This is a genomic window from Thalassomonas actiniarum, from assembly GCF_000948975.2.
Lineage (GTDB): Bacteria > Pseudomonadota > Gammaproteobacteria > Enterobacterales > Alteromonadaceae > Thalassomonas > Thalassomonas actiniarum.
Window position 1 is genome coordinate 4859072 of sequence record NZ_CP059735.1, and the last position, 22593, is coordinate 4881664.

Genomic DNA, 22593 nt, shown 5'->3' on the forward strand with positions numbered 1-22593 from the left:
AAAAAACAGCAATAAAAATTATGTCATTGCTGTTTTTATCATGAGATGGTCACTAAATGACGCTTAAGCTAACACTTTGGCCAAAACTCCATGGTCCAGTTCGTTTCCCAACTCTCCCCGTTATCAACAGAGAAAGCCTGCTCCCAACGCGGCCTGCCTGGCTGTTGCGAATTCCAGGTAAAACGCACCTTAATTGGCACCCCGTCAAATACATCATCGGCAAAGAACAATCCTATACCGTCGGTAAACTCTCCCACCACAGGCGCATCCAGGGCATCAGGAGAACGGCCATCGAGCCACCAGATAGACCACTTTTTGCTATCGGCGTTATAAGAGCGCAGTGCTATTGCCCGAAAGGACTCTTCGGGAAAATGAAGAAAATTATCTTCCAGGTTACCATAGCCACCAAGGATTTTTGTCGTTGACATTTCCCCGTCAAAATCTATCCACTCATGACATCCAGTTAACCTTTCCTTAAGGCGCCGATGTTTTACTGTCCACTCACCAATAACAAAATCAAAATCGTCGGGAGCACAAGCTGCCATTTCAGTTAGCATTAAACTACCTCTTAATCGTTATTTTTATTTTAACAGACACCTCACCACAACACTGTATAAATAAACAGCCCCCCCCCCCCTAATTCCCTTACATTTTAGTCACCGTGGCAAAAGTTTACAGGCATAAAAAAAGGTTGCCGAAGCAACCTTTTTCCCAACAAATAAAACCAGCGTTATTTTAAACTGATAGTAGTATGTACTTCGGAGCCGTCTTGATGATCCGGCTCAAACCAGCGGGTGGTTACCGTTTTCGTCTGGGTCCAGAAGCTCACTACCTGGCTGCCGTTAGGTCCCAAATCACCCAGTTTAGACGCACGTGAACCGGTAAAGCTGAAGTAGGCAACCGGCACAGGAATCGGCACGTTAATACCCACCTGGCCGACATCAATTTCGTTTTCAAATTTACGCGCCGCCCAGCCGGATGAAGTAAACAGGGAAGTACCGTTACCGTTTGGATTATTGTTGATGATCTCGATCGCTTCTTCCAGGGTTTCCGCTTCCAGCACACATAACGCCGGGCCAAAGATTTCCTGGGTATAGATATCCATATCGGTTGTAACCTTGCTGAACATAGTTGGTCCGACAAAGTTACCATCCGGATAACCTTCTACCTGACAATCACGACCGTCTACCAACAAGGTAGCGCCCTGCTCAACCCCGGAGTCGAGTAATTTAATGATGCGCTGTTTCGCTTGCGGTGAAACCACAGGACCTAAATCGGCATCACGCTGCGTGCCCGGGCCAACTTTTAGTGACTTGGCGCGCTCGGCTATTTCCGGTAACCAGCTGCGGGCTTCGCCGACTAAAATCGTCACCGGGTTTGCCATACAGCGCTGACCGGCGGCGCCGAAGGCTGAGCCTAATAAATCATTGATGGCGCGATCTTTATTGGCATCAGGCATGATCACCATGTGGTTTTTCGCCCCCATCATACATTGGGCGCGTTTACCGTGGGCACCGGCATGGTTATAAATATGGGTACCGACATGGGTTGAACCAATGAAAGACACCGCTTTAACATCTTGGTGCTCACATAAACGGTTCGCCACATCCGGACCACCGTGTACAACGTTAAGCACACCAGCCGGGATACCGGCTTTAAGCGCCAACTCAACCATCAGCATGGTAGAAGACGGATCTTGCTCGGAAGGCTTAAGCACGAAAGCATTACCACAGGCAATGGCAATCGGGAACATAAAGGCCGGCAACATCAGCGGGAAGTTAAAGGCGGTAATACCGACACAAACCCCTAACGGTTTGTTCATGGTATAAACATCAACACCGGTGGCAGCATTGTTGGCCATTTGCCCTAATTGCAAACGGGTAACAGAACAGGCATTTTCAATGGCTTCTAAAGCCCTGCCTACTTCACCTTCGGCGTCCGGTAACGTTTTCCCGTGCTCTAAAGTGACTAAACGCGCCAGCTCCTCGGTATTTTCACGGATCAGTTGCTGAAGGTTCAGCATAATACGCATACGGTTGGTCAGCGAGACCTTTGACCAGGACTTAAAGGCTTCTTGCGCCGAGGCAACCGCCGCATCCACTTCATCCAGTGTCGCCATAGGCACACGGGCAACAACTTCTTGAGTTGCCGGGTTTAATACGTCTAACCATTGCTCGGTCTTAGACTGAACTTTCTCACCGCCGATGATCAGCGGGATTTCTTTTATGCTCATAACAAGTCCCTTAAAAATTTCGGTATCAAATAGATATGGTATATCTTTCTATGGTGGCTAAGGTATGCCTTTCTTGCAACAAGAACAACAAACATAAATGCAACGCAAATTGCATTTTTGCAAGAGAATGAAAAACGGTTTAAAATACCCTGATGAACTGGGATGATATCAAAATATTTTTAGAAGTTGCCCGCAGCGAGCGCTTATCGCAAGCGGCAAAAAGGCTTGCCCTTGACCCGTCAACCATATCCAGGCGGCTGCATAAGCTGGAAGAACAGCTGGCCACGCAATTATTCGAGCGCACCCAGGACGGGCATATTCTGACAAGCGACGGCGAACGTTTGCTGGCCTCGGCGCGCCGCATGGAGCAGGATGCCAGTTATGCCCTGGACGATATCAAACATAACAACGCCCAAAACAGCGGCTGTGTCCGTATCGGGGTGACCGAAGCCTTCGGCAATTTTTTTATCGCTCCCAACCTGTTGCCGATGCAGCAACAGTTTCCCAATATCCAAATTGATTTATTGCATTTCTCCCGGTATGTGAAAATCAGCCGCAACGAAGCCGATATCGCCATCGCGGTAGAGCGCCCCAACAGCACCTCAATGATCGTCAGTAAGTTATGCGATTATACGCTGCAGCTGTACGCCCACCCGGATTACCTAAACAGGCACAATGAAACCGTGACGCTTGATAATTTAGCCGGGCATAACTGGGTCAGCTATGTTGATAATTTATTGTTTACCGAGCAGCTTTCCTATTTGAAGGAGCTCAATGCGGATCTGCTGCCCGGCTTTCGCAGCACCAGTGTCATCAGTCAATACAGCGCCATTAAAAGCGGCCTGGGCATAGGCATCTTACCCTGCTTTTTAGCCGCCCAGGATCCCAGCCTGGTAAAATTGTGCACCGGAGATATCAAGGTGGTACGCAGCTTCTGGTTAGTCACCCACCCGGAAATCAAGCGTCTGTCCCGGGTCAATAGCGTCTGGCATTATTTAAAGCAATTGGTAACAGAGCACCAGGGCCTGCTGATGCCGCAAGATTAGGGCAGCAATGGAAACTATAGCGCCTGTTGTTGCTCAATAAAGGCGGTAAAGTTATCCAGGGCATCGGCATTGCCCTTATTACTCTGGCAGACACTTTTTTGATATTGATAACTGAAGACGTCAAACCATAAATCCAGTAACCTGGCATTATCATGCTCCCCCCACATCGCCAATACCCGGGCGGCTACCTCAGCCGTCGCCAGCTGGTTTTCACCGCCGGCGCTGCGCAGCTGATAACGGGAAGTTACCGCATTATCTTCCAGGTTAAAAGACACCATAGGTAACTTGGCCAGGTAAGGACTTTTACGGAATATTTTTTTCGCTTCACGCCAGCTGCCGTCAAGCATAATAAATAACGGCCGCTTGCCGGGCTCACAGGGAATATCTTTTTGAAAAACCGGCCGGTTTTCCTGCGCATATTGCGCCGGAAACACCACATAAGGCTGCCATTGTTCATCCCGGAGCAAAGCCAACAGCTCGGGATTTTCTTCTGTCCTCGACCATAAATAGGCAAAAGTATCCGGGATAACATCGGCAATTAACCGACCGGTATTACTGGGTTTTAATACCTCGGTATCGTACATCAACAGCAAAAAACCGGCATTGCTTTGCCCTTTAACCGCCAGCTCACAAATACAATTGCTTTGTGCCAGCTGGCACAACTGACAACGTTTCACCCTTTGCCCCCGGGCGGCAAACACTGTGGTGCATAAACTTTTACGGTATTGATATAAACGATGTACTGCGTGCATTGATGTACTTCCTAAAAAGGGAACGCCGGGGAAAAACAGGCGGCTAGTTTACTTGATTCCCGGGGGGGAAACATCCCTTTCTTACCTCCCCTTCATTACAGTCCCTTTTACATCCCTCTTGCCAGCAACTTATCTAACCATGCCCCCGGCAACAATCGCTTGAGTAGAATGAATAAAAAACTGGGCACAGTCACCGGATAACGTACTTTAGGATGTTTGCTTTCCAGCGCGGCAATCACTTTGGCGGTCACATCTTTTGCCGGCAAGGTAAAACCGCTGCTGTTGCCGGTTTTTTCCAGCCGGGCCAGTTGCTGCTGATAGCGGCGATGATGCACCGACTGCTTGATATCGATATATTGTTTAAATTTAACCAGGGCATTGGCGCGAAAGCGGGTATTAATGGGGCCGGGTTCAATTAAACTGACATAGATACCACTGCCCGCAAGCTCCAACCTTAAGGTATCGGTCAAACCTTCTATGGCATATTTACTGGCAATATAAGCACCGCGATACGGTATCGCCACCACACCTAAAATAGAGCTGTTTTGAATGATACGGCCGTGTCCCTGCCTGCGCATCACCGGCACTACCAGGCGGATCAACTGGTGCCAGCCAAAAACATTGGTTTCAAACTGGGCGCGCAGTGCACTATCCGGCAAATCTTCCACCGCTCCCACTTGGCCATAAGCACCATTGTTAAATAACGCATCTAAGGTGCCGCCGGTTTCTGCCAACACCTTAGTCACGGTATTTTCAATGGAATTAGCCTCATCCAGATCCAACCGGTAACAGCTCACCCCCAGCTGCTGCAAGCGATTGACATCCTCAGGTTTTCTGGCACTGGCAAAAACCTTATAGCCTCTTTTCTGTAGTGTTAAAGCAGCGTCCAGGCCGATACCGCTCGAACAACCGGTAATTAAAATTGACTTAGCCACACCTGAGCCTTTTATTGCAGTAAATAAACTTAATAGTAAACACCTTAAAGGCTGACAACCAGAAAATAAAGTGGCGATACGCTACCGGAAAAGCAGAGAACAACAACAATAAAAAAGCGCCAATATCCTGATGGAAAAACAACAGTTTTTGTAGAAAACTAAGACAACGCAAGATAATCACATGAAATAAAACAATATTTTTTTGATCAAAATTCACCCGATTTTAAGCGTGCATTTTTCAATTTAACCCGGTACCATAATCAACGCTCATCCGATGAGCAGATTAGTAGCAGTGAGTGAGAAACTAGCCCCCACCCAGTGTTTTGATCGAATATTGTTACTCAGCTCCCGATATTACGGGGAAGATAATAACCATTAAGGATTTACAAATTATTACCTAGGGAGCGGGTAAACCATGCCCGCAGTTGTCCCGAAAATAATCCGATCCTGGATTCACAATAAAAAAGGCAACAGTATGAATTTTAAATTAACACATGCCGCAGCAAGCTGCGTTTTAGCATTTGGCGCATTTATCGGCCAGGCCCAGGCCGACAGTGTCGATGATTTCAATAACAGCTGGCAAGGCAAAGCACTAGCGGCGCAGCGTCTGATAGATGTATACAGCCCTATGGCGGATAACAATATTCCCGGTACCCACAACAGCTATAATTCTGAAGAATATACCAGCTGTAACTTCTCTGTCGGTTGCCGCTACTTAGATCCGCAGCAAAAACTCACCATCAAAGATCAGTTGCGTTTAGGCGCCCGTTTCATTGAAATCGATGCCCACTGGACCACGAAAATGGAAAGCCTGTTTTCCTATCCGAAACGTTTGCTGATGTGTCACGGCTTTTGCAGCATCAATGACAAATATCTGCACGAAGGCCTGAACGAAGTCAAAGACTGGCTCAACAGCAGCGCCAGCGACAATCAGGTATTGATCTTATATATAGAAGATCACAGCGATGGCCACCAGGGGGATCTTTACGAGCAAATTAACTCTCGCTTTGGCCAATGGGTATACAAGAGCAATGGCTGTGGTTCCATTCCCAATACCTTAACCAAAGCCGATGTCCTGGCCCAGGGGAAAAAAGTCCTGGTTTGGGGTGACGGCGGCTGCCACAGCAATACTAACTGGAAAAACTTTGCCTTCACCGGTTTGGGAGATATCGGCCGCATCTGGGAAGACCGTACTACCGTCGCCAGTATTGGTAATGTTTTCACCGGCGGCAGCGACGATTATATCACCGCAAGCGATGTCACCACCTATTTTAAAACCGGCGCCAATATCGTTAACCTCGATGATATGGTCACCAATGACGGCCGTTTAGCAGCGGGGATCTGGAGCTGGGACAGCAACGAACCCAATAACTCCGGCGGCAACCAGAATTGCGCGGTGCAATGGGGCAACGGCCGCTGGGACGATCAAAGCTGTGACAATAGCCGGGCTTTTGCCTGCCAAAGCGACAGTGACAACAGCTGGCAGGTAACAGATCAAACCGGCGCCTGGGCAAACGGCGAGAGTGCTTGTCAGCAGCTGGGCAGCCAGTATCACTTTAGCGTGCCCACCAATGCCATGGCCAATGAAGCATTAAAAACCGTCAAAGATGCCAAAGGGGTCGGCACGGTATGGCTAAACCACGATGACAGGCAAAACGAAGGCCAGTGGCTGGTAAGCGGAAAAAGCACGGTAAATTTCTAAGGCTCTGTTAACAAGAAAAAATTAACGGTTAAACCGTTAAGCCAATAAAAAAGGGAAACCGGCTTTGCTGGTTTCCCTTTTTTATTTGGGATTTGCTTTTTTGCCGGAGCCATCAACCTGAATACCGCCGCAAAAATTGACATCCCCGTTTTGTGAAATTAAAAAAAGGCTGCCGAAACAGCCCGTCAGGAAAAATTAAATTTTGTTGCTGCCGTGGCTTTTCACCTTCAGGATATTAATATTTTCAAGCTCGCTGATCTGGGCTTTTAACTGCTCTTCCAGAGTGTCGATTTCGACAACGGACAAACAAATTTGCTCGCCTTTGCTTTCCAATTCAGCACCACGTGCTTCCATTTCGTTTTCTATCTTATTGCCAAAATTTTCCATTTTAGTTTCAAAGGCCCCGGTATCGCCGGAGAATAACATTTGCTGCCCCACGGCGATCAATAAGCTGCCCATAGAATCGCGCATGGCTTTTTCCACTACAGACTCGATACGCTGCTCAAATTCCTCACCAAAAAATTCTTCACCGGCAAAACCGTGTTCGTCCACATAAAACCCCTTATCGGCATCAAAGCGGGTTTGTACTTGCTCACGCAAGGCCGTCAGTTCACGGGTCAGATCGGCCCCGACATCATTGCCCGGCCCCAATAATTCATTAAAGGCCATATTCACGCCTTCCACCGCTAAATCTATGCCTTCAATGGCGATAGATTTTACTTCCGGTACAACTGCGCGGATACTGGCGGCATATTCGGTGACCAGGGACTGCTGGCTGGCATTTAACTCGATATTTTTGCCATCGACGACTAAACGGTTATCTTCAAGAATGCTATAAACAGGCTTTTTATCCTGCATAAATTCAATACCCGAGCTGTCAATTTTGATCCCGCCTTCCAGTTCGACGTCACAGGAGTCATGGGCATAAAGACTGGTAGAGGTTAAAATCAGAGTACTTGCTAATAATGTTTTCATGGCATTTCCTTTATCGCTTAAGGGGATCATTTTTGTTATTTATCTTTACCTGGTTACACAGGGTATAGCGATATCAATGCCAACATTTATTAATCATAAAAATCAATAACTTAATAAAAAAAGAAAATCTAACAGAATATCAGGGAAGAGGAAGTTTAGCGGTATTGACCAAGTTTTAATGAAATTGACCAAGTTGACTCAATAAAAAAGTAACGGCAAAACTATCGGAGGGCCTATCTTTAGTGCAACCAAAGTTCCGCTTGTTTTTTACAGTAAAAGTTTTCCATGTCCAGCTTTTTATTGGCGGCAATTTGCTGGATCAGCATTTGCCTGTGCCCCTGCATAGATACCAGCCGGGCTATTTTAAAGCGCTGAAGCTCCTGTTTTAGCTGCTTCATCAGTTGCAACAACTCCAAAGAGCCACAAGCCAATTCAAGTTCACGGCAATCTTTAAACACTTTAGTGATCTTATGCCTGTCGGCCATTTCAAACAGATTTTGATAGCTGTGTTTGATATCACTGATACCGGCTTTGCCCGTAAATACGACATATAAGCAATCCCGGACGATTTGCATCCGGTACTGGAAATTAGCAGCCATGACCGCCACCACTTTTATTCGCGACAGGAGATAAAGATAAGGATTCATTTTTTGCGGCTAAATACATCTGATATTCACAAATGCTTTCACACAAAAGGCGTGAATCACCTAAAGTAACATCGCCGCGGCTGAATTTCTCCCCCATTTGTGCCAACAGGGTGAGAGAAAATTTTTCAAAACATTGTTCTACATACATAATCAAACAGCATAACTTTAAACAACAAGATAAAAGTTACGAAATCAGGGGGCAAACACTAGGTCTGTTATAAGAGAAGAAATCTGGTGAATATTGTCACGATCAAACTTGCAACCCAGCCATCATAGGAAACCCCTTAGATCCGTGGTTTTGCGTGAGTACTTTTTCAAGCACCTTGCCTTTTACAACTAGTTTACACCAAGTAAACAGGTCTGACCATAATTAAAAACATTAATTAATATCGGCTTGAATTAAATCACAAAATAACGGAAATAAATTTAAAAGGACCCGGTCATGTTAGAGACAGTGATTAAAAATTAATGGGCCAAGACCATGAATTATTTAATACGACTCAAACATCAACAACACACTCCCTGGCAACTCCTGGCATTTCTGCTGATTTTTATCCTTTGCCTGCTCACTTCACCTGTTAGCAAGGCTGCGGATGTCGAGACCAGTTTTGAAACCACAGATCTGTCCGGCTCCTTTACCCTGGGCACCGCACCCAACACAGTCACTTTCACCAATGGCGAAGCCAAATTTGCCGGTATAGCATCCCTTTATCACAGCGGCTCTCAGGCCTTTATGGTAGAAAACAATACCGCGACGGTCAGTTTCGCGACCCCGGCCGCAGAACTCTCGGTCTTTTTAAAGGCACAATCCGGCGCGGCGGGGGCGACGGTCAATGTGTTTGATATTAGCGATAACCTGGTCGATAGCTATACTGCCACAACCTCATGGCAGGAGCTCAGCATAACCTCCGGCGAAGGCATCAGCAGGGTCGAACTCATCAACAATAGTTCCAGCTATGCAGTCTTTGATGACTTCAGTTTCACCGCCCTCACCGCTGTCGAGCCCCCCGAAGATCCGGTAAAACTTGACGATCCTATTGCGCTGCCTATCTTTTCAGGCGGATTAAAATTGGCACTTGAGCCCTTTAGCCAGGAATTAGTTGCGCCTGTCTGGGGAACAAATGCCCCGGGTATCAATGATTATTTCTATGTTATCGATCAGGTCGGTTTTATCTGGGGGATCTCCATGGCTTCGGGAGAGAAAGCCCTCACAGCCGATTTATCTGCTTTACTGGTCGATGTCGGCATTGAAGCATTGGGAGGTTTTGATGAAAGGGGCTTACTCGGTTTGGCCTTTCATCCGGATTTTGTCAGCAATAAAACCCTGTATACCTTTAGCTCACAACCCGTCTTCGGGGAAGCCGATTTTTCAACCATGCCCGAAGGTGAAAACGCCGATCACCAGGGAGTATTAACCAGATGGTTCGCCGACATTGGCGGTGAAGGAGGTTTGATAATAGACCTCGAATCGGCACAAGAAATACTGCGCATCGACCAGCCACAGTTTAACCATAACGGCGGCGCCATTACTTTTGATAATAACAGCTTATTGTATATTGCCCTGGGAGACGGCGGCGGCGCCGATGATATTGACGGACAAAGCTTTCTCGGCACTGCCATGGTCGGCCACGGCACCGATGGCAACGGCCAGGACACAGGGAATGTCTTAGCAACCATTTTACGGATAGACCCAGATGGCAACAACAGTGAAAATGGCGCCTACGGCATACCGCCAGATAATCCCTTTGTCGGTATCAGCGGGGTGGATGAAATTTTTGCTTACGGCTTACGAAACCCATACCGGATATCTTTTGATCCTGTCTCGGGAAACTTATATGCCGGTGATGTCGGCCAGAATGATATCGAAGAAATTAATAATATCACCTCGGGAGGCAATTATGGCTGGAATATCCGCGAGGGCAGCTTTGGCTTTTTTGCCAACGGCGACGGTGAAGGTTATGTCTATAGCCAGTCTGAGACGATGGACACCATAAACCCCGTAGTCGAATACGATCATGACGAAGGGGTCGCGGTGATCGGCGGTTTTGTCTACCGGGGAACAAGCTATGAAGATCTGCTGGGGCGGTATGTTTTTGGTGATTTCAATGGCCGGTTATTTTACCTCAACAATGAAAACACAATTTCTGAGTTTCAAGACAAGGATGACATCGATGTCGGCGCAATTTTAGGCTTTGCCCGGGATGCCGGCGGTGAGCTTTATGTCCTAGCCAATGAAAACGGCCTGCCGAGCGGCAACAGCGGCGCCCTGTATAAAATCACCCTGTTGCCAAATCAATCGCCGGTGGCCGATGCCGGCAGTGCACAAACCGTCAATGAAGGAGACTTGGTAACATTAAATGCCGGTGGCAGCAGCGATCCCGACGGCGATCCCTTGAGGTATCAATGGACGCAAAGCAGCGGGACCTCTGTCACCTTAAACAATCCGACCGCGGCAAGTCCGACTTTTACCGCCCCCAGTGTCAGCTCAACATCAAGCTTCAGCTTTACGGTAGAAGTCAATGACGGTCATTTAGCCGACAATGCCAGTGTCGAGATCACGGTCAATAATGTTGAAGAAGAAGACTCTGGCAATGATGGGGGCGGAGGCGGCGGTAGCTTGTCCTTTGTCATTTTCCTGTTAGCCTTGGTTTTCACCGTCAAAGGGCTGATAACCCCCTTAACCCCGGGGAATAATTAGGCGCTTTGTTCAGGCAGGGAGCGGTATTGCATAAACTGCATTTCAACCAGGCGAGAGCGGCAACGGGCAAATTCAAAACTCAGCTCTTGCCCCTGGTATAAGTCATCGATATCCACCGCTGCCGAGATGATCAACCTTACCTTGCGGTCATAAAATTCATCCACCAAGGCAATAAAGCGCCGCGCTTCATCATCCAACCTTTGCAGGTGGGTCAGCATCTTGCCTTGGCACCGGTAACCGTCTTCAACACCTGAAGCCACCCCTTGAATCCGCTCACCGACAAATTGCGGCACCGCGTCAAGTAACACCACAGAAAACTGATTAGCCAACTTAATATAATCCCGCTGGCTGCGCGGCCCCGAACACAGGGCATTAAAATCAAACCAAATAATACTTTGCCGGCACTCCGGCATTTTAGCCAAACCTTTATAGGGGATAAGGCGGTGGTTAATCTCTATTTCCCCTGCACGTGGCGGCTGTTTGCCAAAAACGCTGAAAACCTGCCTTAACCTGGTTGCCGCATCATCCCGGCCATAAACGTAATCCCGGTAAGTTTTAACCCGCTCCTCCCGGAGAGCCAGCGACAACAGGCGGTGGTCTTTATCGCCGTCAACCGAAATCACCCGGCACTGCCGATATAAAAGATCTATGGTGGGAACAAAGCGCTCTCTTTGCAAGCCGTTGCGATACAGGGCTTCGGGGCGGCAATTGGAGGTCGCCACCAAAGTCACCCCATATTCAAAGAGTGCCTTAAGCAGCCTGGAAATCAGCATGGCATCACCGATATCCGAAACAAAGAACTCATCAAAACATAATACCCGGATATCTTTCGACCAGGACTTGGCGATACGTTTAAGGGGGTTATCACACACAGGCATAGCCGTTAACTGGTGGTGAACAGTTTCCATAAAGCGGTGAAAGTGAATGCGTTTTTTTTGCCTGATGCCAAGGTGCCGGTAAAACAAATCCATCAACATGGTTTTGCCTCTACCTACCCGGCCATGAAAATAAATACCGGGTACAGGCCTCGGCCGACGTAATTTTCCCCATATTTCTCCCAAAAAGGTTTGCCGGTGTTTATATTTGTGCTCCAGCGCTTGACTAAGACCGACTAAAGCATCGACAGCGGCTAACTGCGCCGGATCCTCAAGCAGCTGCCGGTTATCCAGCAATTGCTGATACGCTAACTTCATTGACACCAAGGCTTACTCCTAACCAGCACAAAACTGTTCATGCCGACCACATTTTACATCCCCCGAAACCGGCAAATTCTAGCGCAAAATAGGCTTAAAAACGATCTCCTTTTTACCTGAAAATTTTGAGTTTTTGCCCTTAAGCGAACCTTAAGTTCATTTTTATATATTAGCGAGCAACGCCCTGGCTTTATCAAGTCATAACAGATGTTGCACCTTATATGAAGTACTTGCCGCTATGAAGACCGAACCAATCATTGCTGCTCACTGGCCTAAAAGCGTCTTTTTTAGATTTCGAGCGCCATTCATTTCGTTTATCACCGGCAAGGCTATCCGACCCTGGCAGGGAAATACGCGCCTTATCCTTATCTTTATGGGGCTCGCTGCCTACCACAATAACCTGTACCGCTTACAATAATTAACAATTTGCCATCATAAAAGCACAGCCTTGGCTTTTTTATTGATAAATAAAGAAGATATAATGAAACCACAAATGATTGCTAAAAATAACGATATGAACAAACCCAACGGCTCAGGACTGACACGTATCTTTAAAGCGGCCCATTGCTCCATCAAAGGCTTTAAAGCGGCTTTTATCCATGAATCCGCCTTTCGCCAGGAACTTTTCCTGACCGCTTTATTGGTGCCCGCCTCTTTTTACCTGGCCCAGTCCAACCTGCACCACCTGATGCTGATTGCTACCTTATTTTTTGTACTGTTTGCGGAAATTATCAATTCTGCACTGGAAGCACTGGCGGATAAAATCACGTTAGAGCATGACGAACTTATCGGCCGCGCCAAAGATTTAGGCTCTTCCGCGGTATTTCTGGCCATTTCCCTGCTGGTGCTGATTTGGACAGAGGCGCTCTACACTAAATTTGCAGGCTAGCGGACGGATTATTATTCACGGTTTAAAAATAATAACCTCAATATCGAAAATGATGCTTTTTCAGGCTCCAGCCATTAGCCGCTGTGCTGATGATATTAACGGACAGGGAAAAACAGATGGCTATTTAATGGCAACTCATCCTTAGACAGTTGATTTATTTATAAAAACTCAAAAAACAAGACTTCTCAAAAGTCTGGCTATTACGCCAAAACTGAAAATACTCGCTATCGGTTCGCGATGAAAGCTCCGGCATAAATTCATCGGCAAACCATCAGCACTTAAATCTTTCATCAATAAAATGACCGCTAAGATCACCTAAATAATAATGCTGATGGCTCTCACCGGGCGGTTTTTAATGGAGTGCATGGCCATCAATTAGCGGCGATATAACCAAAACCCCGCTTGGTTTTCACCGGTAAATTTCCCCCTAAGCCTTTGATCTTTTTCCGGGCAGAAGAGAGATGTGCTTCAATGGAGTTTTTTGAAATCATATTGTACTGGCCGACAATATATTCACTGAGTTTTTCCGGGCTGATCACCTTGTTTTGATTGGAAAAAAGGCATTCGATGATCTTATATTCATTGGGGGTTAATCCCACCTTGTCATTGCCAAAGAAAAGCTGCTTCTGGTTAATGTCTAAAGAAAAGTTACTGATGCAAATTTTATTCAACGCCACGCAGAGATCGCCGCGCCGCATCAGGTTGACTAACCTGGCATGGAGTTCATCAAAGGAAAAAGGCTTGGTCATATAATCATCCGCCCCTTCAAGCAGACCTTTGACCTTATCTTGCGGCAGGTCCTTGGCCGCCAGCAGCAACACTTTGATATTGCTTTGTGCCCTGCGCAGGGCTTTTAATATCGACAGGCCATCGAGCCCCGGCAGCATAATATCTAAGATCAGCAACTGATAGTCCCCCGTCAGTGCCATAGATAAGCCCTCGGAGCCGTCGCCGGTATCATCCAGGGTAAAACCCAGGTTAGTTAATCCCAGGCGCAGGCTGCGCCTTAACGATAGGGAGTCTTCAACAATTAATATATTCAATGCGCTACTTCTCTGTTAATTGGAACCAGGCTAATTAGCATTAAGCTAATAGATAAGTAAAACAGATGGCGACTTTATCAATGCAAGCTTAAGGTTGCCTTAAGAGCCGGTGCAAGTTCAAATGATGAGGTGATGAGAGCAAAAGAAGTGAGCAAAGCGACAAGTTAATACCGCCCCGCACCAGAAGAGGAGCAAGACGGTATAAGCTGAGAAGAAAACTAATCTTTAACGATACGTACCCTGAAGTTGCGCCCTTTCATCTTACCTTTTTCCAGCTTTCTCAACGCCGGGGTTACGGCATTTTTGGCCACCGCGACATAGGCAAAAAAATCAAAGACATTGATTTTCCCCACCTGCTCACCGCGAATGCCCTTCTCGCCGGTTAATGCCCCTAAGATATCCCCCGGACGTAATTTTTGTTTCTTGCCGCCGTCGATCAGCAAAGTCGTCATCAGGGGAGCGGCCGGTTTATTGGCAAGCACACCGGCATCAGGCAAGCTTTCGCCTGCTATGGTGCGATCTAAGTAATCTTCCAGTAAAGCGACCTTATAACTTTCCTTGTCGCTGTAAAAAGAATAAGCATGGCCTTTGCTACCGGCACGGCCGGTACGGCCAATACGGTGCACATGTACTTCACTGTCGCGGGCAATATGATAGTTAAACACTGCATCCAGGGCTTCAATATCCAGTCCGCGGGCGGCAACATCTGTAGCCACCAGGATATTGGCACTTTTATTGGCAAAACGGATCAAAGCTTTATCCCTGTCTCTTTGCTCCAAATCCCCGTGTAAGGCCAATACGCTAAAACCGTAATTATGCAGTTCGTCCGCAACTTCCTGCACTTCTCTTTTGGTATTGCAAAAGACCACGGAAGAAGCCGGGTTATGGGCCAGCAGCAGCAAACGCAGGGCTTCCAGCCGCTGCCGGTTATCTTCTATCTGGTAAAAGTGCTGGCTGATACTGCTATTATCATGAGTGGCCGCTACTTTCACCATCACGGGATCTGTCATCACAGCGCCGGCAATGGCTTTGATCTGCGCCGGGTAAGTGGCGCTGAACAATAAATTCTGACGTTTTTTCGGCGCCTGTTCAATGATGGCATCCAGGGATGGCGCAAAGCCCATTTCCAGCATGCGGTCGGCTTCATCGAGTACTAAAGTGGTAATATTATCAAGATGCAAAGTGCCTTTGCGCACATGCTCTTCCACCCGCCCGGGTGTGCCCACCACGATATGGGCGCCGTGCTCCAAAGAGCCTATTTGCGGGCCAAAAGGCATGCCGCCGCATAAGGTTAACACCTTGATATTATGTATGGTACGTGCCAGTTTACGGATTTCTTTCGCCACCTGATCCGCCAGCTCCCGGGTCGGACATAACACCAGCGACTGGATACGAAAACGCTTAACATTCAGCTGCTGCAATAACCCCAAGGAAAACGCCGCCGTCTTACCCGAGCCGGTTTTCCCCTGGGCGATGACATCTTTGCCCGCCAGGATATCGGGTAAACTCTGTGCCTGGATCGCCGTCATGGCCTGATAACCTAAGCTACTTAAGTTCTCTTGCAGCTCGATACGTAATTTAAGGGATGAAAAAGCGGTACTACTCAAAATAAAGATCCTGTTCGGGGCACGGTTTAAGCACTAAAGACGGCAGCGGCACACAGCAGCAAAGTAAAGCTGTAAACCGACGCAGCGCAGTAGCGAAAATAAGCCGGCGATTATACCTATGCCGCCAGGACAAGTACAAGGATTAATCACTTTCGCAAGGAAATACGCCTTGGTCTATAGTGAATAGAATCTAGGTTTGGATGTAAAAGATGTTATTTGTTCCCCTGTTAGTCATCATTTTCCTGCTCGCTGCCCCGGTAAGTGCCAATGTTGTCAACCTCACGGCGGATGAACAGGCCTGGTTAGAGCAACATCCAAAAATTCGTATTGCCGGTGATCCCGACTATGCCCCGTTCGAATTCCGCAATTCCCGGGGGGAGCTGATGGGAATTTCCCAGGACATACTCGGTTACTGCCTGGATGTGTTAGCAATTGAACTGGTTGAGGTTCCAACCCATAGCTGGAAACAGGCACAAGACCACCTCAATGCCGGGACAGCAGATCTGCTCACTGTCGCCAGCCAAACCACACAGCGGGATAGATACCTGACATTCAGCCAGCCTTACCTATACCTGCCGGTGGTGATCCTGACCCGCAATGATATTAACCGACAACTCTCCCTGGAAGATCTATACGGCCTGACTTTGATCACTGTTTATGGTTTTGGCGTCAATGAATACCTGGAGCAGTTTAGCGATAAAATCAACCTGGTTTATGCCCGATCCACCGCAGAAGCCCTGCAAAAACTTTCCTTTGGCAGCGTAGATGCCATGCTCCTCAATCTGGGCACCGCCAGCTATCAGATACAGGCATTAAAACTTACCAATCTGCAGGTTTCCGGGGAGATAGATTATACCTACCAGCTTGCCTTTGCCGTGCGCAGCGAGCTTAGCCCTTTGATCCCGATCCTCGATAAAGTCCTGGCCGCTATGCCACCCGGGCAAAAACAGCAATTTATTAGCAAATGGATCAGCTTAGAACAAGGCCTGTGGCGCCCCAGTAAATACCAGACGCTGGTGACCATAGCCATCATTTCCGCCCTGGGGTTTGCCCTGATGTGTGCCTTATACCTGTCTCTTAACCGCACCCTCACTGCGCAAAATAAGGCCCTGGAGCAAAAATCCCTCTTACTGGAAAAAGAAATTGAAGAGCGTAAATTATTGGAAATACAACTAAAGGAGCAGGTATTTCAGGACGACCTCACAGGGTTGGCCAACCGGAGAAAACTGCTGGAAAGAGTGGCGCTGGAATGGCCAAGATCCCTGAGAGCCTCGCGCCCTATTTCAATTTTGATGTTAGATCTGGATCATTTCAAAATAATCAATGACAGCTTTGGCCATGACATCGGCGACAAGGTATTGAAAAGCACCTCAAGTATCTTGCAAGATTCCACCCGGATCACAGATCTGGTGGCGCGCTGGGGCGGTGAAGAATTCGTGTTAATGTTACCGGAAACCGGCCACGACCTTGCCATAGAAATCGCCGAGCGTATCCGGGAAAAAGTGGCAGCTACCGAGTTGGCATTTCAGGACAACAAGATCACCTTCACCATCAGTATCGGTGTAGCCACCACAGAAAACGGCGAGCCGAGTTTTACCGAATTGTTGAGTATTTCGGATATGGCCCTGTACCAGTCTAAAGAGCAGGGACGAAACCGGGTTTCTTCTATTATTATCTAAATAACACCAACCGGTGCCCGGGACTTTACCAGATAAACTTGTATTGCAGACCAATTGCCAGGTTATTCACGTCCGAGCGCCGGTACTGGTTAAGACGGTATTCACTGACAATAAAGAAGTTCTCCACCAACCGGTAACCTAGCTGAGCTTCCAAAACCACAGGATTAGCAGGAATCGTTGAGGGCAGATCCTGATTAAATATATGATCGGCAAAACCCGCCAAGTAAAGGCGGTTGCTGATATAGGGAAATTTCATCATAAAAGAATGCTCCAGCTGCCAGATATAAGGATCTTCATGATCAAACTGCACCGCATGCAGGTTAATGGCATACCTTAAATGAATACTTTTAAAAAACGCCTGCAAAAACGAGGTGTCACTCAAGCGCCAGCGGATCCCTAACCTGTGCCTGTCATTATCCTCTCCGGTTCTTAAGTTCATTTGCAAGGTGAGATCCAACGGCGAATTTTCACGGATTTGCCAGCGGATATTCTGCTCGGTATAAAAGGCATCGGCATCCCCTAAACTATCGCTGCCCTCTTGGCTGTAAAGGTTAAGCAGGCTGAAGTAAGAAAACCTCTGCCCCAGCTTAGCTGCGGCATTTAAGGTGAATACGCTGTCAGTGTCGACATCGGTTAAATGGGGATAAAGGTTAAAGTCTAAAAAGCCGCCTCGGGTGTTTTTACTTTGTGCCGATACCTGAGCCGTGGCAAAGAAACAAACAAAGCAAAAACCCGATAAGAGTAAAGTTTTCATGCGATGACAACTCAGGAAAGCATTCATGTTACCCCTGCTTTAGCGGTTAACCTTTGATTTGATTAACTGTAGTTTAGCTCCGATACTAGCGCAAACCGGGCAGTGATAAGCTCAGGGGTTAACAAATGTATCCGGGGCATTACTGCAGCAACAACCATCACTGGTGAAAACTGCCGCTGACAGACATGAATTATGAATATTTCAACAGACACTGTTGAGGAAAAATACTGAGACTCGAACATCAAAAATTATTATTCAAACAAAAGCTGACGATTAAAAATACTGAGACTCGAACATCAAAAATTAATTTTCGAGCAAAAAGTGCCGATAAAATAACAAGCAGTTTTAATCCCGCCTGAACGGCCCTCTTTATCTGACAGCAAGGCCTAATTCTTTCTGCGCAACCAGGCGTAAGACATAACCCAGTTTAAATACCGCAGCAAAAATGATGGTTGCAATATGTAAAGCAACTTGCTGGCCGATGCTCAAATATTCATAAAAACCATAAACAGCGAACAATGACAGTAAAGTAACCCCAAGAGCAGACCAAAAGACAACATTACTGATCTTTAACATTTTTTCTAAATCAAATTGCTCATTCATTTTTCTGGCCTCTGTGCTCAAATTTACTTGTCCGGTTAACCGTCTGACATCTTGTTAACCCGTTTTGTACTTTATAATACAAGCTTAATGCCAACCACACTTTATACATACATAACAACAACTTACAGAAAAAAAACTCTCTTGTTACTCACATCAAAAGCTGAGCACTTTTATTTTTAAACGTCATTAGGACAACAAATATTCCAGCCGGAATTTGAAAAAAGGAAAAAATACCAGGTAATCAACTGAAAAATAAGAAAAAACTATAAGACAAGACAGGCCATAAATATCATCAAAACAGCTGACGATAACGCCGGAAATCGCGCATCAGAGCACAGCAGTCGGGTTATTAGGGGACATTTTGACGGCCAGAAAGTGTCACAATGACACTACCACTTATTTAAACGGTGTCATCAAGACATAAATCATAATCTTCTCTGGCTTAACGCTGCTGCAGCCAATCTTGTCTAAACGGGGATTGTGGCTGCAATGTAAACGGCACAGTCGCCTTTAACTCATTCCAGATCCTTTCTGCCCCTGCCGGGTCACGGCGATAGAACCGGTGCGACAGCAAAAGGTGAAAATAGCTGATATGAAAAGCTACCGGCAAAGGGATAATTTTCCCCTGGTATTGCTCCCTTTCAATAAGCTCATTGCCGACCTGCTCTTCAATCACATAACCGTCAAGTCGGTTTAATGCCAACATTTTAAAGCCCTCTTCGACACTCAAGTCCATCGGACTTAAAAATCCGGCTTTTTTTAACATATGGTAAACCACATAACCATAAGGCGCCCCTATGCCTGAAGACAAAGCAGAAAACTGCTTGCCGTCCCAATCAAGCCGGCTGTTGGCCGGAGTATAAACCCGGTAAATGGCCTTTTGAATCGCACGGCTGTTATCAAGCCTGCCTTGCTTATCACGGGGAAAATGTCCCCATTTATCACGCTCTTTCATCCATACAGTGGGGAAAATAACATCGTTTTCACCCGAGATTAAATCCTGGATGCAACGTCCCCAGGAGCGGCGATAAAAAGCCGCCTTAAACCCGGCACTCTCCACCGCCTGACTGACTTTATCAATGAAGATATTGCCGCTTATCAGCGTAGATTCACCGCCGGCCGTACCGAGGAGCTGAAAGCTTTCAGTTTCATAGCAAAGCCTTAACTCTTTTGCCAAAGCAAAGTTGCTGATAAAAAAACAGCATAACCATAACAGCGGACGGTTGATTTTCAACAGCGCGGCTCCGGGTAATGAAGGTTGTAACTGTAATTATACCCAACCAGGTTAAAAGTTAGCCTTCAGGAGGATATATTGCATCCTGGGCCATTCTGGCTGGCAAATAAGAATCAAAAATCGACACTTGCCAGAATCACCTTTAAAAACTTGTTATTATTGATTTTTATCATTAAAGCATAAGCTAAAGCTGGCGCCGCCAAGTTCCACCGACTGTTCGATTAACACCTGTCCCTGATAGCTGGCCACTATATCCCGGATAATTGCCAGCCCTATGCCATGTCCCTGCTCATAAGTATCGGCCCGGGTGCCCCGGTTAAGCACCTTTTCCCGCTGATCTTCACTGATACCCTGGCCGTCATCTTCCACTTTGATCACCAGTTGCCCTTCACTGGCACTTCCCCGGATAACCACCTTATGTTTTGCCGCTTTACAGGCGTTATCAAGCATATTACCCAGCAATTCCATCAGATCGGCTTCATCCCCTTTAAAGAGCACGTCCTCATCCACCAGGACCGAAATGGCCAGATTTTTATGGCGGTAAATTTTCTCCAGGGCCGAGAGCAACTTAAGGGCAACGGGTTTGATCAAAATCCCCAGATGCCAGGAAGACTCCCCGGCACTTTGCGCCCGCTTGAGCTGATGCTCTATGGTGCGGTTGATCACAGCGAGTTGTTCATTAAAGGCCTCGGGTAATTGTGGCTGGCTTTGCATCACCGCCAGCGGCGTTTTTAAGCTATGGGCCAAATCGGACAAAGCATTGCGATACCTTTGCCTTTGATTTTGCTCCGTGTGCAATAACAGGTTCAGCTGGCTGGCCACTTGCTCCAGCTCCAGCGGATAACGGGCCTGGAGCTGATCGGTTTTGCCCTGCTCCACCGACTGCAATTCTCCTTTTAAGATATGCAGGGGTTTTAAGGTCCAGTTTAACCAGCTCATTTGGATCAGCAGCAACAAGGCCATCAACACCAGCAGCCACAGCCATAACTGGCGTTTAAACTGACCGGTGATCACTAGCAGATCCGCCTGGTTTTTAAGGATATGGATAGTCACGGGAAAAGCTTGCTCGCCATCGCTGAAACTGGCGCTAAAGCTGTAAATTAAATGTTGTTCACCGTTAAGGTAAATTTCTTCAGACAAAGACTGGCCTAAGGCCGGCTGTGGAAAAACATAAGGAATATCGAGCCCCAGCAGGGAGTTAGACAACCATAATATTTCCTGCCGGGCAGCTTGCTGTTTATCTTCCCCTGCCGCCGGCCCCTTAGTGATCAGTGCGTATAAACCGGACTCAATCACATTAAACTGGTTTTCCAGCAACTGCTCCGGCATCAGTAAATCCTGCTGCTCCACTTCCGCCACCGCTAAGATGGAATAGCTGTAGGCAGCCAATTCATTATGGATCGCACTCTTGATCTGGGCTTCAAAGGCACTGTTAAGGGTTACCCCGATCAGCGGCAATACCAGCACTATGATCAGCAAGGCACTGAGCCTTAAGCGCGCTTTCAGTGATTTGAGTTTCCAGGGAAGCAGGGACGAAAGTTCAGGCAGGTACTTACTCATTTATTATCAAAAACCTTGAGCTTATAGCCCTGCCCCCGCAGCGTTTCAATAAAGCCATATTCGGCGCCGGGATCGAGTTTTTTCCTTAAGCGCCTGACAAAAACTTCAATGACATTAGAGTCGAGATCAAAGTCCTGATCATAAATATGCTCGGTAAGCTCGGTTTTTGATTTCACCTGCTCCGGATGCAGGGCCAGATATTCCAACAGCTTGTATTCATAACTGGTTAACGTGATCGACTGTTCATTCACCCATACCTGGGCACTGGAGGTATTGAGGCGCAGCGGACCATTTTCAATCACAGGGCTTGCCTGTCCCGCCGAGCGGCGGATCAAGGCATTTAACCGCGCCAGCAATTCTTCACTCTGAAAAGGTTTAGTTAAATAATCATCGGCGCCGGCATCCAACCCGGAGACCTTATCCTGCCAGTGATCTCGTGCCGTCAGCACAATAATCGGGTAAGACTTATCAAGCTTACGCAAGGTTTTGATCAAACTGATGCCGTCTAATTTCGGCAAGCCGACATCAATAATCGCGGCATCATAGGGATATTCCCGCCCTTTAAACAAACCTTCTTCACCATCACCGGCCACATCTACCGAATATCCGGCGCTGACCAGCTGGCCCTGCAAATTTGCCTGCAAGGCAAGATCATCTTCAACCAACAACAAACGCATAGTTTAATTTCCCTTAATCTTCCCCGAGGAACCATCTACCAGCACGGAAATAATATGACCGTCTTTTTTTAACAGTTTGACTTTATATCCGGCCTGACCGTTAACCTTGCTGCTTTGTACTTTAAGTACTTTGCCGCCATAGCGGTTTTTGACCTTTTGTGCCGCCTGCTGCTGGGAAATTTTCCTGGAGGATTTCTTGTTACGTTCTTTTTTATTGGCCTTATCCCCCACCGAGGGCAAGTCAACCCCAGGTACCTGATAGCTGCCGATGGCATCACTTGCCTGAGCCTTATGCTGGCCGAGCGACAAACTTGCCAATAAAAACAACATCAAGAGTAAAACGGATCTCATAAATATTACCTGTAC

General features: G+C 47.2%; 21 protein-coding genes and 1 riboswitch. Of the genes, 5 read left to right on the top strand and 16 right to left on the bottom strand.

Annotated elements, in window-relative coordinates:
- Positions 1 to 68: 68 nt before the first annotated feature.
- Together SG35_RS21220 and SG35_RS21225 are read right to left on the bottom strand one after the other, a co-directional pair.
- Positions 69 to 557 carry a hypothetical protein gene (locus SG35_RS21220; RefSeq protein WP_044832136.1) on the bottom strand — a complete coding sequence of 163 codons (489 nt, stop codon included), beginning with the start codon at positions 555 to 557 and terminating at the stop codon, positions 69 to 71.
- Between the two features lie 173 nt (positions 558 to 730).
- Entirely contained in the window at positions 731 to 2233 is a 1503-nt protein-coding gene (locus tag SG35_RS21225) for a CoA-acylating methylmalonate-semialdehyde dehydrogenase (RefSeq protein ID WP_044832135.1), read from the bottom strand.
- 152 nt (positions 2234 to 2385) lie between these two features.
- Between SG35_RS21225 and SG35_RS21230 the strand changes: the two genes are divergently transcribed.
- On the top strand, positions 2386 to 3279 hold the full coding sequence (locus SG35_RS21230) for a LysR family transcriptional regulator (protein WP_044832134.1): 894 nt from the start codon (positions 2386 to 2388) through the stop codon (positions 3277 to 3279).
- A gap of 14 nt (positions 3280 to 3293) precedes the next feature.
- Here the strand turns inward: SG35_RS21230 and SG35_RS21235 are convergent, their stop codons facing one another.
- Both SG35_RS21235 and SG35_RS21240 read right to left on the bottom strand, forming a co-directional pair.
- A complete protein-coding gene (locus SG35_RS21235; RefSeq protein WP_044832133.1) occupies positions 3294 to 4031 on the bottom strand; it encodes a tRNA-uridine aminocarboxypropyltransferase in 738 nt (245 codons plus the stop codon).
- A 107-nt stretch (positions 4032 to 4138) separates the two neighbouring features.
- Positions 4139 to 4966 (bottom strand): SDR family oxidoreductase, encoded by an 828-nt coding sequence (locus SG35_RS21240; RefSeq protein WP_044832132.1) that lies wholly within the window; start codon positions 4964 to 4966, stop codon positions 4139 to 4141.
- Positions 4967 to 5441: 475 nt separating this feature from the next.
- Between SG35_RS21240 and SG35_RS21245 the strand changes: the two genes are divergently transcribed.
- Positions 5442 to 6668, top strand: coding sequence for a phosphatidylinositol-specific phospholipase C domain-containing protein (locus tag SG35_RS21245; RefSeq protein ID WP_053042940.1), 1227 nt, complete (start codon positions 5442 to 5444; stop codon positions 6666 to 6668).
- Positions 6669 to 6863: 195 nt separating this feature from the next.
- Here SG35_RS21245 and SG35_RS21250 read toward each other — a convergent pair whose 3' ends face one another.
- The 3 genes from SG35_RS21250 to SG35_RS21260 all read right to left on the bottom strand — a co-directional run bounded on the left by SG35_RS21250 (position 6864) and on the right by SG35_RS21260 (position 8438).
- Complete coding sequence (locus tag SG35_RS21250) at positions 6864 to 7643, bottom strand: DUF2884 family protein (protein ID WP_044832131.1); 780 nt, start codon at positions 7641 to 7643, stop codon at positions 6864 to 6866.
- 239 nt (positions 7644 to 7882) lie between these two features.
- On the bottom strand, positions 7883 to 8242 hold the full coding sequence (locus SG35_RS21255) for a hypothetical protein (protein WP_044832130.1): 360 nt from the start codon (positions 8240 to 8242) through the stop codon (positions 7883 to 7885).
- Positions 8232 to 8438 carry a hypothetical protein gene (locus SG35_RS21260; RefSeq protein WP_044832129.1) on the bottom strand — a complete coding sequence of 69 codons (207 nt, stop codon included), beginning with the start codon at positions 8436 to 8438 and terminating at the stop codon, positions 8232 to 8234. Before SG35_RS21260 ends, SG35_RS21255 begins: the two co-directional genes overlap by 11 nt.
- Before the next feature lie 106 nt (positions 8439 to 8544).
- Positions 8545 to 8628, bottom strand: a riboswitch (cyclic di-GMP riboswitch).
- Positions 8629 to 8771: 143 nt separating this feature from the next.
- On the opposite strand from SG35_RS21260, the gene SG35_RS21265 reads away from it, so the two are divergent.
- Positions 8772 to 10988, top strand: a complete 2217-nt coding sequence (locus tag SG35_RS21265; RefSeq protein WP_053042939.1) for a PQQ-dependent sugar dehydrogenase — start codon at positions 8772 to 8774, stop codon at positions 10986 to 10988.
- Here SG35_RS21265 and zapE read toward each other — a convergent pair.
- Positions 10985 to 12181 (bottom strand): cell division protein ZapE, encoded by a 1197-nt coding sequence (zapE, locus tag SG35_RS21270; RefSeq protein WP_044832128.1) that lies wholly within the window; start codon positions 12179 to 12181, stop codon positions 10985 to 10987. The two genes, SG35_RS21265 and zapE, sit on opposite strands and share 4 nt — an antisense overlap.
- A gap of 481 nt (positions 12182 to 12662) precedes the next feature.
- Between zapE and SG35_RS21275 the strand changes: the two genes are divergently transcribed.
- A complete protein-coding gene (locus SG35_RS21275; protein ID WP_236702562.1) occupies positions 12663 to 13070 on the top strand; it encodes a diacylglycerol kinase in 408 nt (135 codons plus the stop codon).
- 371 nt (positions 13071 to 13441) lie between these two features.
- Here the strand turns inward: SG35_RS21275 and SG35_RS21280 are convergent, their stop codons facing one another.
- Both SG35_RS21280 and dbpA read right to left on the bottom strand, forming a co-directional pair.
- A complete protein-coding gene (locus tag SG35_RS21280; protein ID WP_044832127.1) occupies positions 13442 to 14113 on the bottom strand; it encodes a response regulator transcription factor in 672 nt (223 codons plus the stop codon).
- A gap of 218 nt (positions 14114 to 14331) precedes the next feature.
- Positions 14332 to 15720, bottom strand: a complete 1389-nt coding sequence (gene dbpA / locus SG35_RS21285) for an ATP-dependent RNA helicase DbpA (protein ID WP_044832126.1) — start codon at positions 15718 to 15720, stop codon at positions 14332 to 14334.
- A 209-nt stretch (positions 15721 to 15929) separates the two neighbouring features.
- On the opposite strand from dbpA, the gene SG35_RS21290 reads away from it, so the two are divergent.
- Complete coding sequence (locus tag SG35_RS21290) at positions 15930 to 17399, top strand: transporter substrate-binding domain-containing diguanylate cyclase (protein ID WP_053042938.1); 1470 nt, start codon at positions 15930 to 15932, stop codon at positions 17397 to 17399.
- 25 nt (positions 17400 to 17424) lie between these two features.
- On the opposite strand, the gene SG35_RS21295 is transcribed toward SG35_RS21290, so the two are convergent.
- From SG35_RS21295 to SG35_RS21320, 6 genes are all read right to left on the bottom strand, one after another.
- Entirely contained in the window at positions 17425 to 18153 is a 729-nt protein-coding gene (locus SG35_RS21295; protein WP_044832125.1) for a hypothetical protein, read from the bottom strand.
- A 369-nt stretch (positions 18154 to 18522) separates the two neighbouring features.
- Positions 18523 to 18756: a hypothetical protein gene (locus SG35_RS21300; RefSeq protein ID WP_044832124.1), complete on the bottom strand. Its 234-nt coding sequence runs from the start codon at positions 18754 to 18756 to the stop codon at positions 18523 to 18525.
- Positions 18757 to 19198: 442 nt separating this feature from the next.
- Positions 19199 to 19990, bottom strand: a complete 792-nt coding sequence (locus tag SG35_RS21305) for a type 2 periplasmic-binding domain-containing protein (RefSeq protein WP_044832123.1) — start codon at positions 19988 to 19990, stop codon at positions 19199 to 19201.
- Between the two features lie 156 nt (positions 19991 to 20146).
- Positions 20147 to 21550, bottom strand: coding sequence for an ATP-binding protein (locus SG35_RS21310; protein WP_044832122.1), 1404 nt, complete (start codon positions 21548 to 21550; stop codon positions 20147 to 20149).
- Entirely contained in the window at positions 21547 to 22227 is a 681-nt protein-coding gene (locus SG35_RS21315) for a response regulator transcription factor (protein ID WP_044832121.1), read from the bottom strand. Before SG35_RS21315 ends, SG35_RS21310 begins: the two co-directional genes overlap by 4 nt.
- 3 nt (positions 22228 to 22230) lie before the next feature.
- A complete protein-coding gene (locus tag SG35_RS21320) occupies positions 22231 to 22578 on the bottom strand; it encodes a PepSY domain-containing protein (RefSeq protein WP_044832120.1) in 348 nt (115 codons plus the stop codon).
- Between the last annotated feature and the right edge of the window lie 15 nt (positions 22579 to 22593).

Bases quoted from the DNA above. Each gene is read 5' to 3' on its own strand.
- SG35_RS21275 (WP_236702562.1), top strand. From the start codon at position 12,663: ATGAAACCACAAATGATTGCTAAAAATAACGATATGAACAAACCCAAC.
- SG35_RS21225 (WP_044832135.1), bottom strand. From the start codon at position 2,233: ATGAGCATAAAAGAAATCCCGCTGATCATCGGCGGTGAGAAAGTTCAG.
- SG35_RS21290 (WP_053042938.1), top strand. From the start codon at position 15,930: ATGTTATTTGTTCCCCTGTTAGTCATCATTTTCCTGCTCGCTGCCCCG.
- SG35_RS21245 (WP_053042940.1), top strand. From the start codon at position 5,442: ATGAATTTTAAATTAACACATGCCGCAGCAAGCTGCGTTTTAGCATTT.
- SG35_RS21255 (WP_044832130.1), bottom strand. From the start codon at position 8,242: ATGGCTGCTAATTTCCAGTACCGGATGCAAATCGTCCGGGATTGCTTA.
- SG35_RS21300 (WP_044832124.1), bottom strand. From the start codon at position 18,756: ATGAATGAGCAATTTGATTTAGAAAAAATGTTAAAGATCAGTAATGTT.
- SG35_RS21310 (WP_044832122.1), bottom strand. From the start codon at position 21,550: ATGAGTAAGTACCTGCCTGAACTTTCGTCCCTGCTTCCCTGGAAACTC.
- SG35_RS21235 (WP_044832133.1), bottom strand. From the start codon at position 4,031: ATGCACGCAGTACATCGTTTATATCAATACCGTAAAAGTTTATGCACC.
- SG35_RS21315 (WP_044832121.1), bottom strand. From the start codon at position 22,227: ATGCGTTTGTTGTTGGTTGAAGATGATCTTGCCTTGCAGGCAAATTTG.
- SG35_RS21320 (WP_044832120.1), bottom strand. From the start codon at position 22,578: ATGAGATCCGTTTTACTCTTGATGTTGTTTTTATTGGCAAGTTTGTCG.
- SG35_RS21220 (WP_044832136.1), bottom strand. From the start codon at position 557: ATGCTAACTGAAATGGCAGCTTGTGCTCCCGACGATTTTGATTTTGTT.
- SG35_RS21265 (WP_053042939.1), top strand. From the start codon at position 8,772: ATGAATTATTTAATACGACTCAAACATCAACAACACACTCCCTGGCAA.
- SG35_RS21295 (WP_044832125.1), bottom strand. From the start codon at position 18,153: ATGAAAACTTTACTCTTATCGGGTTTTTGCTTTGTTTGTTTCTTTGCC.
- SG35_RS21230 (WP_044832134.1), top strand. From the start codon at position 2,386: ATGAACTGGGATGATATCAAAATATTTTTAGAAGTTGCCCGCAGCGAG.
- SG35_RS21260 (WP_044832129.1), bottom strand. From the start codon at position 8,438: ATGTATGTAGAACAATGTTTTGAAAAATTTTCTCTCACCCTGTTGGCA.
- zapE (WP_044832128.1), bottom strand. From the start codon at position 12,181: ATGAAGTTAGCGTATCAGCAATTGCTGGATAACCGGCAGCTGCTTGAG.
- SG35_RS21250 (WP_044832131.1), bottom strand. From the start codon at position 7,643: ATGAAAACATTATTAGCAAGTACTCTGATTTTAACCTCTACCAGTCTT.